This is a genomic window from Streptomyces sp. NRRL S-495 (assembly GCF_000966955.1).
Taxonomy (GTDB): Bacteria; Actinomycetota; Actinomycetes; order Streptomycetales; family Streptomycetaceae; genus Kitasatospora; species Kitasatospora purpeofusca.
Genome location: NZ_JZWY01000470.1, coordinates 1 through 7,942, shown reverse-complemented (window position 1 = coordinate 7,942; position 7,942 = coordinate 1). Strand labels below are relative to the sequence as shown.

General features: G+C 74.0%; 9 protein-coding genes. 3 read left to right on the top strand and 6 right to left on the bottom strand.

Going from position 1 to position 7,942, the window contains the following annotated elements; all coding sequences use genetic code 11:
• Nucleotides 1-109: 109 nt before the first annotated feature.
• Together VR45_RS23880 and VR45_RS23875 are read right to left on the bottom strand one after the other, a co-directional pair.
• Nucleotides 110-346 (bottom strand): DUF6296 family protein, encoded by a 237-nt coding sequence (locus tag VR45_RS23880; protein ID WP_045941876.1) that lies wholly within the window; start codon nucleotides 344-346, stop codon nucleotides 110-112.
• Between the two features lie 45 nt (nucleotides 347-391).
• Nucleotides 392-628, bottom strand: a complete 237-nt coding sequence (locus VR45_RS23875; RefSeq protein ID WP_045941875.1) for a DUF2277 domain-containing protein — start codon at nucleotides 626-628, stop codon at nucleotides 392-394.
• A gap of 150 nt (nucleotides 629-778) precedes the next feature.
• Between VR45_RS23875 and VR45_RS23870 the strand changes: the two genes are divergently transcribed.
• Entirely contained in the window at nucleotides 779-2,107 is a 1,329-nt protein-coding gene (locus VR45_RS23870) for an MFS transporter (RefSeq protein WP_078896779.1), read from the top strand.
• Here the strand turns inward: VR45_RS23870 and VR45_RS23865 are convergent.
• The 3 genes from VR45_RS23865 to VR45_RS23855 all read right to left on the bottom strand — a co-directional run bounded on the left by VR45_RS23865 (nucleotide 2,053) and on the right by VR45_RS23855 (nucleotide 4,849).
• On the bottom strand, nucleotides 2,053-2,610 hold the full coding sequence (locus tag VR45_RS23865; RefSeq protein WP_045941874.1) for a gamma carbonic anhydrase family protein: 558 nt from the start codon (nucleotides 2,608-2,610) through the stop codon (nucleotides 2,053-2,055). The two genes, VR45_RS23870 and VR45_RS23865, sit on opposite strands and share 55 nt — an antisense overlap.
• A 65-nt stretch (nucleotides 2,611-2,675) precedes the next feature.
• Nucleotides 2,676-3,941 (bottom strand): serine hydrolase domain-containing protein, encoded by a 1,266-nt coding sequence (locus VR45_RS23860; RefSeq protein WP_159394334.1) that lies wholly within the window; start codon nucleotides 3,939-3,941, stop codon nucleotides 2,676-2,678.
• Between the two features lie 341 nt (nucleotides 3,942-4,282).
• Nucleotides 4,283-4,849, bottom strand: coding sequence for a DJ-1/PfpI family protein (locus tag VR45_RS23855; protein WP_045941877.1), 567 nt, complete (start codon nucleotides 4,847-4,849; stop codon nucleotides 4,283-4,285).
• Nucleotides 4,850-5,216: 367 nt separating this feature from the next.
• On the opposite strand from VR45_RS23855, the gene VR45_RS23850 reads away from it, so the two are divergent.
• Both VR45_RS23850 and VR45_RS23845 read left to right on the top strand, forming a co-directional pair.
• Nucleotides 5,217-5,432, top strand: coding sequence for a hypothetical protein (locus tag VR45_RS23850; protein ID WP_045941873.1), 216 nt, complete (start codon nucleotides 5,217-5,219; stop codon nucleotides 5,430-5,432).
• A gap of 307 nt (nucleotides 5,433-5,739) precedes the next feature.
• Complete coding sequence (locus tag VR45_RS23845; RefSeq protein WP_045941872.1) at nucleotides 5,740-7,026, top strand: glycerophosphodiester phosphodiesterase; 1,287 nt, start codon at nucleotides 5,740-5,742, stop codon at nucleotides 7,024-7,026.
• A 95-nt stretch (nucleotides 7,027-7,121) separates the two neighbouring features.
• Here the strand turns inward: VR45_RS23845 and VR45_RS23840 are convergent.
• On the bottom strand, nucleotides 7,122-7,942 hold an 821-nt coding region (locus tag VR45_RS23840; protein WP_045941871.1), incomplete at its 5' end, for a penicillin-binding transpeptidase domain-containing protein.

The following is a 7,942-nucleotide window of genomic DNA, read 5'->3' as shown; positions in this document are numbered from 1 at the left end:
GGGCAGGGGGCGTGGCACGATCCGGCCACCCGGCGTGACGGGCCCAACGCGAGCGGCCCAGGGCGAGCGCCGCCCAGGGCGAGGGGCCCGAGACGAGGGGCCGGGCGGGTCAGGGCAGCGGCTGGGCGTGGACGGGGATGTGCGGGTTCTGGTGGCCGCCGGTGGCGAGCATCCGGACCTCCCCCGCGTCGCTGATCTCGGCCCGGACGATTCCGCTGGCGTCCTCGTACACCGGATGGCCGCCGGGCCCGACCGCGGCGGTGCGCTCGACCACGACCACGTCCTGCGGGGCCTGGGTGCCGGGGGTGCCCGGGAAGGTGAGTGCATAACGGGTGACGGGGCTCATCGCCGACCTCCTGATCCCTGTTCGACGTGCCCGTGGCATCCGGCCTCAGGCGGTGGCCCGGGCCGGACGGGCGGACGCACCGCGCACCTCCAGCTCGCCGAGCAGGCACGCGGTGGCCTCGGCCACGGCGTCCACGGCCCGGTCGAACGCCTCGCGGTTGTGCGCGGCCGGGGCCCGGAACCCGGACACCTTCCGTACGTACTGGAGCGCTGCCGCGCGGTAGTCCTCCTCGGTGGCGTCGGGCGTCACGGGTGGTCTCAGCGTCTTGATACTGCGGCACATGCCACCAGTCTTGCGCGCGGACGCCCGGCAGGCGACTCCCGTCCGTCACGGGACCGCCTTGTGCACCACACAGCGCCGTCATCCGATCGGATTAGGATTTGGCCCGAACAATCCCGACTTTCCGCTGTCCGTCCCTCCGGAGCACCCCCCTTGCCTCTCGCGCTGGTCGCCCTGGCCGTCACCGCCTTCGCCATCGGAACCACCGAGTTCGCCGCCATGGGGCTGCTGCCCCAGGTCGCGAACGATCTGGACGTCTCGATCCCGCAGGCCGGCTGGCTGATCTCCGCCTACGCGCTGGGCGTGGTGATCGGGGCGCCACTGCTCACCGCGCTCGCGGCCGGGCGGCCCCGGAAGGCGGTGCTGGTCGCCCTGGCCGGGTTCTTCGCCGCCGGGAACCTGCTCTGCGCGCTCGCCCCGGACTTCTGGACGCTGGCCGCCGCCCGGCTGGTCACCGGACTGCCGCACGGGGCGTTCTTCGGCGCCGGGGCGGTCGCGGCGGCCGAACTCGTCGCCCCGGACCGGCGGGCCCGGGCGGTGGCGGTGATGTTCTCCGGGCTGACCCTGGCCAATGTCGTCGGCGTGCCGGCCGCGACCCTGCTCGGCCAGCACCTGGGCTGGCGGGCGACCATGCTGGTGGTGGTCGCGATCGGCGCGGCGGGGGCCCTGGCGATCGCCCGGCTGGTCCCGGCGCTGCCGTCCCCCGCGCAGTCGGGTCTGCGGCACGAGCTGGGCGCCTTCCGCAGCGGACAGCTGTGGCTGGCGCTGGCCACGGTGGTCTTCGGCTGCGGCGGTTTCTTCGCCTGCTACTCCTACATCACCCCGCTGCTCACCGAGGTGTCCGGCTTCGCGACCGGGTCGGTGACGCTGGTGCTGGCGCTGTTCGGCGTCGGGATGACGATCGGCAACCTGCTCGGCGGCTACGCGGCCGACCGCGCGCTGCGGCCGACGGTGTGCGTCGCGTTCCTGCTGCTCGCCGCCGTGCTGGCGCTGTTCGCCGTGACCGCGCGGGCCCAGTGGTCGGCGGCGGCGACGGTGGTGCTGGTGGGGCTGTTCGGGTTCGCGATCGTCCCGGCGGTGCAGACGCTGGTGATGCGCGAGGCCCGGGGCGCGCCGACGCTGGCCTCGGCGACCGTGCAGGGTGCGTTCAACCTGGCCAACGCCCAGGGCGCGTACTTCGGCGGGCTCGCGCTGGACGCCGGGCTGGGCTGGACCTCGCCGCCGCTGGTCGGCTCGGGCCTCGCGGCCTCCGGCGCGGTGATCGCGGTCGCGGCCTGGGCCGCCGCCCGGCGGGGCACCCGGGCCTCGGCCGCGCCGAGCACGGTCGCAGGCACGGGCGCGGGCGCGGGCCCGGCCCTGGTGCCGGACCCCGGACGACCGGATCGGCGCGGGGACCGCGACCCCCCGCTGAGTCCCCGGCGGGCCCGTCAGACCGGGTCGGCCGCCGGACCCGGAGCCGCGACCGGGCGGAGGCCACGGTGACCGTCGGCCAGCAGCGCGTAGCCCTCGGCGTTGAACTTGATGCCGGTCCGCTCCTCCTCGGTCAGCTCGCGGCGCACCTTGGCCGGCACCCCCGCGACCAGCGAACCGGGCGGGACCACCATGCCCTGCGGCACCACGGCACCGGCCGCGACCAGCGAGCCGGCCCCGATCCGGGCACCGTTCAGCACCGTGGCGTTCATCCCGACCAGGACGTCGTCCTCGATCACACAGCCGTGCAGCACGGCGTTGTGGCCGACCGAGATCCGCTCCCCCATCACCAGCGGGAAGCCGAGGTCGGCGTGCAGGGTGCAGTTGTCCTGGACGTTGCTGCCCGGGCCGACGGTGATCTCCTCGGCGTCACCGCGGAGCACCGCGCCGTACCAGACGCTCGCCCCGGCGCCGACGGTCACACTGCCGACGACGACCGCGTTGGGCGCCACGAAGGCGGTCGGGTCGACCCTCGGGACCCGGCCCCCGACCTCGGCGATCAGCGGCTCTGCCATCTCTCGTCCTCCTTGCGACGACTGCCCATCAGGTGCGGGCCATGATGGCATCCCGCTCGGCGCCGTCAGCCGGCCGGGGCCGGGGCCGGAGCGGATGTGGTGGGCGGAACGGAGGCGGTGGGCGGCGGGCCCCCGCAGGCGCCGGTGTCGAGCAGCTTCTGGAAGGCCGCGTTGGTGGCCGGCAGGTTCGACATGTCGAAGGCGTTCACGGAGGCGGCGAACTGCCGACGGGTGTCGCTGTCGGTGTAGACGAAGGTGTTGTAGCCGGGGATGCCGCCCGCGTGGCCCCAGACCGGGCCGCAGGGCGTCGACACGCGCTGGAGGCCCAGCCCGTACGCGTCCTCGCCGCTCTGCGGGGTGACGGCCATCATCTCGGCGAGCAGCGGCCGGGGCAGCAGTCGCCCGCCGATCAGGGCGGTGACGAAGGTGGTGAGGTCCGCGGTGGTCGAGATCCCGGCGCCGGCCGCCCCCGCCATGCTCGGGTCCAGCTCGGTGACGTCCGCGGGCCCGGCCGGCAGGTCGTAGTAGCCGTGCGCGTGCGGGCCGGGGATCGTCGTCGAGTGGTCCGGCATGAAGGTGCGGGTCAGGCCCAGCCTGCGGACGATCCGCCGGTCCACCTCCTGCTGCCAGCTGTGCCCGGTGACCCGCTCGACGATCTGCCCGACCACGAGGTAGTTGGTGTTGGAGTAGTGCGCGCCCTGGCCCGGCTCGAAGTAGGGCGGGTGGGCGTTGGCGACAGCGATCAGCTGCTGCGGGGTGTACCTGGTGAAACGACCCGTCTCCAGCCACTGCCGGAGCCTGACGGGGTCCTCCTCGTAGCCGAAGAGGTCGTCCTCGGTGTAGTTGAACAGACCGCTGGTGTGGTTGAGCAACTGGCGCAGGGTGATGTTCCGGCCGTTCGGCACCGCGCCCGGCAGCAGCTTCTCCACCGGGTCGTCCAGCCGCAACCGGCCCTCGCCGACGAGCTGGAGGACGACGGTGGAGACGAAGGTCTTGGTCACGCTGCCGATCCGGAACAGGCCGTCGGCGTTCACCGGGGCTCCGGTGCCGAAGTCGGCGGTGCCGGCCGCGCCCTTCCACACGGTGCGGCCGCGCTCGCTCACCCGGGCGAGCGTCGCCGAGGCCCCGCCGGGGTCGACCATGCCGCGTACGGCGGCGTCCAGCGCCCGCGCGTCGACACCGCGGCGCGCGTCCCGGCCGGCGTCCGCGCCGTCCTGCGTTCCCGCCACCGTCACCGTCGTCACCCCGTCCGGCCCGGTCGCGCCCAGCGCGCCGGCCGTCGGGGCGGTCACGCCCACCAGGCCCGCGCCGGCCAGCGCGAGTGCCACCACGCGCACGGCCGTGCCGCGGCGTCGACGCCCTGCACTGCCCGTACTACCCGTACTACCCGTACTGTCCGGGTTCCCCTGAGCGCCCGTACCGCTTCGTGCCGTCCCGTCCATGCGTCCTCCGTGTCAGTGTCTTCGGACGCCCGCAACACCCGGGCTGTCCTCGGCAGTTGACACTCTGACAGGAGCTCCGGCGGATCTCCTCCGACCATGGTCCGGACCCGCTCCGCCTCAGGGCCGAGATTCGGACGCCCGTGGCGGCCGTTTCCAGTACGGGCCACCCCTGACGCCCCTCAGGGGAGGTGTCTCCGACCGGGGTCGGAGACACCTCCCGGAGCACGAGGTCAGGCGACCGGGGCCTTGACCCGCAGGACCTCGATGAACGCCCGCAGCCACGCCGGGTGGTCGGGCCAGGCGCGGGCCGAGACCACCACACCGTCGACCACCGCCTCGCCGTCCACGTACGTCGCGCCGGCCGCCGTCACATCCGGCTCCAGGGCCGGGTAGGCGGCGCTGGTCCGCCCGCCGAGCACCCCGGCGGCGGCCGACACCAACGGGCCGTGGCAGATCTGCGCGACCGGCTTCTCGCTCTCGAAGAAGTGCCGGACGATCCGCCGCACCTCCGGGTCGTTGCGCAGGTACTCGGGCGCGCGGCCGCCCGGGATCACCAGCGCGACGTAGTCCGCCGGGTCCACCTCGGCGAAGGCCAGGTCGGCGGGCCAGGTGTAGCCCGGCTTCTCGGTGTAGGTGTCGTACCCCTCGACGAAGTCGTGCACCACGAACTGCAGCCGCTTGCGGGTCGGTGCCGCGATGTCGACCTGGTAACCCTCCTCGCGCAGCCGCTGGTACGGGTAGAACACCTCCAGTGACTCCGCGGCGTCCCCCGTGACGAGCAGGATCTTCGATGCCATCGCCGACATCCCTCCGAATCGATCGATCGTCGGACATGGTGTCGGCCCGGGCCGGTGTGCCCGGCACGGGCCGGGACCAACCTCCCGCACCCGCCACAGCCGCGCAACGGGGCGCATCGGGCATCCACTCCGCCGAATGCGCCCCCGCGCGCCACCCGGTGTCGGCACGCGCCCCTGCGGCCGCCCCGTTACGGCCTGTTCCGACCTCATCCGACCCGGACCGCCCCGTTCCGGACTCCTTCCGGCCCTGTACCGGCTCGTTCCGGCCCGTCCCATCCCAGGATCCGGGGATGGGACGGCAGCCGCCCCCCGGGTCAGAATCGGCGCAGCCCGGTCACCCCGGGGACCAGCTCGAAGGGATCCGCTGATGACCCGTTTCTCCCGCTCGCTCGCCGTGCTCGCCGTCACCGCGACCGCCGTGATCGGCGGCATCTCCGTCGCGCCCGGCGCCTCGGCCGCCGGCAAGCGGTGCGACGTCGAGTACACCGTGGCGTACTACACCTACAAGCAGCTCGGCTACGGGGACATGGACTCGCTGCTGCACGCCGAGAAGTCCTACGCCCTCTGCCAGGTCCACGGCTGAGCCGTACCGCTCGACGCGGGAACGGTGGCCGGCCGCGGCGCGTGACCGCGGCCGGCCACCGCCGCGTCCACCGCGCCGTCCTTGCCGCCTCGATCGCGCCTGCCGGGCCCGGCAAGGACGGTAGGTGCCGGAACTTCTCCCGCAGTTCGCCCGACGGCCACCCGGCGGGGCGGGACTGCTCCTAGTCTGCGGGCGGCAGCCACACCGCGACGCCGACAGAGCGTCGCCAACACCGCCGCACCAGTACCGCGACGCCACCACCGCGACGCCACCACCGCCACGCCATCCGCGCGAGCTAGGAGCTTCCATGACGTACCGTCCGACCGACGGCGGCACCCCGGCGGAGTCCGCCGAGGGCACCTCCTCCTCCCGCCGCAACTTCCTGCGGGCCACCGGTGCCGCCGGCCTCGGCGCGGCGGCCCTCGCCGCCGGGGCCGGGGAGGCGTTCGCCGCCCCCGGCGGGGAGCAGCCGGGGGCGGACCGGTCCGGCGCCGACGACGAGCGCGGCGTCGCGTCCGACCGCCCGGCCGGCACCCGCCCGCCGGTCCGCACCGGCACCGGCCTGGACCGCCTGCCGCACCCGCTGATCGTCGGTCACCGCGGCGCCCCCGGCTACCGCCCCGAGCACACCCTGGGCTCCTACGACCTGGCGCTGAAGCTGGGCGCGGACGTCATCGAGCCGGACCTCGTCCCCACCAAGGACGGCCAGCTGGTGGTCCGGCACGAGAACAACATCGCGGAGACCACGGACGTCGCCGACCGCACCGAGTTCGCGAGCCGCCGCACCACGAAGACCATCGACGGCGTCGCCCAGACCGGCTGGTTCACCGAGGACTTCACCCTCGCCGAGCTGCGCACCCTGCGTGCCAAGGAGCGGCTGCCGCAGCAGCGCCAGCGCAACACCCTGTACGACGGCCGCTGGGCGATCCCGACCTTCCGCGAGGTCGCCGACTTCGCCCGCAAGCGCGGCCGCGAGCTCGGCCGGGACGTCTGGGTGTACCCGGAGACCAAGCACCCCAGCTACTTCCGTTCGATCGGCCTGCCGCTGGAGGAGCGCCTCGCCGACGAGCTGCGCCGCACCGGGCTGGCCGGGCGCAGCGGCCGGGCGATCCTGCAGTCCTTCGAGCCGAGCAGCCTGCAGCGGCTCGCCAAGCTGGTCGACAACCCGAAGATCTTCCTGCTCAGCGGCCCGACCAGCCAGCCGTACGACTTCGTGCTGTCCGGCGACAAGCGCACCGTGGCCGACCTGGTGAAGCCCGAGAACCTGCGCTGGATCGCCGGCTTCGCGCACGGCATCGGCCCGACCACCGCCCTGATCGCCCCGGTCGACGCGACCGGCAAGCTGCTGCCGCCGACCACCCTGGTCCGGGACGCGCACGCGGCCAACCTGCTGCTGCACCCGTACACGGTGCGCAACGAGAACGCCTTCCTGCCGCTGGACTACCGCCGGGGCACCGACCCCAACGCGTACGGCGACGCGATCGGCTGGGCGAAGTACCTGTACGAGCTCGGGGTGGACGGCTTCTTCACCGACCAGACCGACACCAGCGTGCTGGCCCGCCAGGACTTCTGGGACGCCAAGGGCGCGCACTGACGCACCTGTGCACTGGCCCCCTGGGTGAACCGCCGCGCCCCGGAACGTCCGTCGACGTTCCGGGGCGCGGCGCCGTCCGGGGCGGAGCCCCGACATCAGCCGTCGCCGTGCTGCTCCTCGGGCTGGCCCTGCTGGCCCTGCTGCGTCTGCCCCTCCGGCGCCTGCTCCTGCTGGGTCGGCCGGTCCTGCTGAGTGGGCTGGGCGGGCTTGCGGGTGGGCTGGCGGCCGGGGGCCTGGGTACGGCCGCCGGGCCAGGACGGGGCGACGTCGGTCGGCTGGCCGCCGGGCCAGGTCGTCCACGGTGAGCCGCTGCCCGAACCCGGGCTCGCCGAGGGGTCCCGCTTCGGCGGCGGGTTGGGGATGTAGACGGTCTCGAACTCCTTCTCCGGCATGCCCCGGACGGCCTCGTTCATGGCCAGCTGCCAGATCGGCCCCGGGCCGGTGGCGCCGAAGACCTCGTCGAACCACTTGCCGCCGATCCGGATGTTCTTCATCGGCACGCCGCCGGCCGGGCCGCCCAGCCAGACCGAGGCGGCCAGGTTGCCGGTGTAGCCGCTGAACCAGGCCGACTTCTTCTCGTCGGAGGTACCGGTCTTGCCGGCGATCTGCCGGTCGTCGTCCAGACCGAGGTCACGGGCGGTGCCGCCCTTCTCGGTGACGCCGAGCAGCACGGTGTTGATGATGTCGGCGGTGCTCTCGGACAGCACCCGGTCGCACTTGGCCGGGCTGACCGGGACGTCCTTGCCGTCCATGGTGGTGATGCTGCTGATCGCGACCGGCGTGCAGTAGGTGCCGCGGTTGGCGAAGGTCGCGTAGACGTTGGCCATCACCAGCGGGCTCACCTCCTGAGTGCCCAGGCCGAGGGCCGGCAGCTCCTGCAGCGGCTTGCCGCTGGCCTTGCCCGCGACGCCCAGCT

Excerpts from the sequence above, each read along its gene's own strand:
- VR45_RS23875 (WP_045941875.1), bottom strand. The coding sequence starts at position 628 with ATGTGCCGCAGTATCAAGACGCTGAGACCACCCGTGACGCCCGACGCC.
- VR45_RS23850 (WP_045941873.1), top strand. The coding sequence starts at position 5,217 with ATGACCCGTTTCTCCCGCTCGCTCGCCGTGCTCGCCGTCACCGCGACC.
- VR45_RS23855 (WP_045941877.1), bottom strand. The coding sequence starts at position 4,849 with ATGGCATCGAAGATCCTGCTCGTCACGGGGGACGCCGCGGAGTCACTG.
- VR45_RS23845 (WP_045941872.1), top strand. The coding sequence starts at position 5,740 with ATGACGTACCGTCCGACCGACGGCGGCACCCCGGCGGAGTCCGCCGAG.
- VR45_RS23865 (WP_045941874.1), bottom strand. The coding sequence starts at position 2,610 with ATGGCAGAGCCGCTGATCGCCGAGGTCGGGGGCCGGGTCCCGAGGGTC.
- VR45_RS23880 (WP_045941876.1), bottom strand. The coding sequence starts at position 346 with ATGAGCCCCGTCACCCGTTATGCACTCACCTTCCCGGGCACCCCCGGC.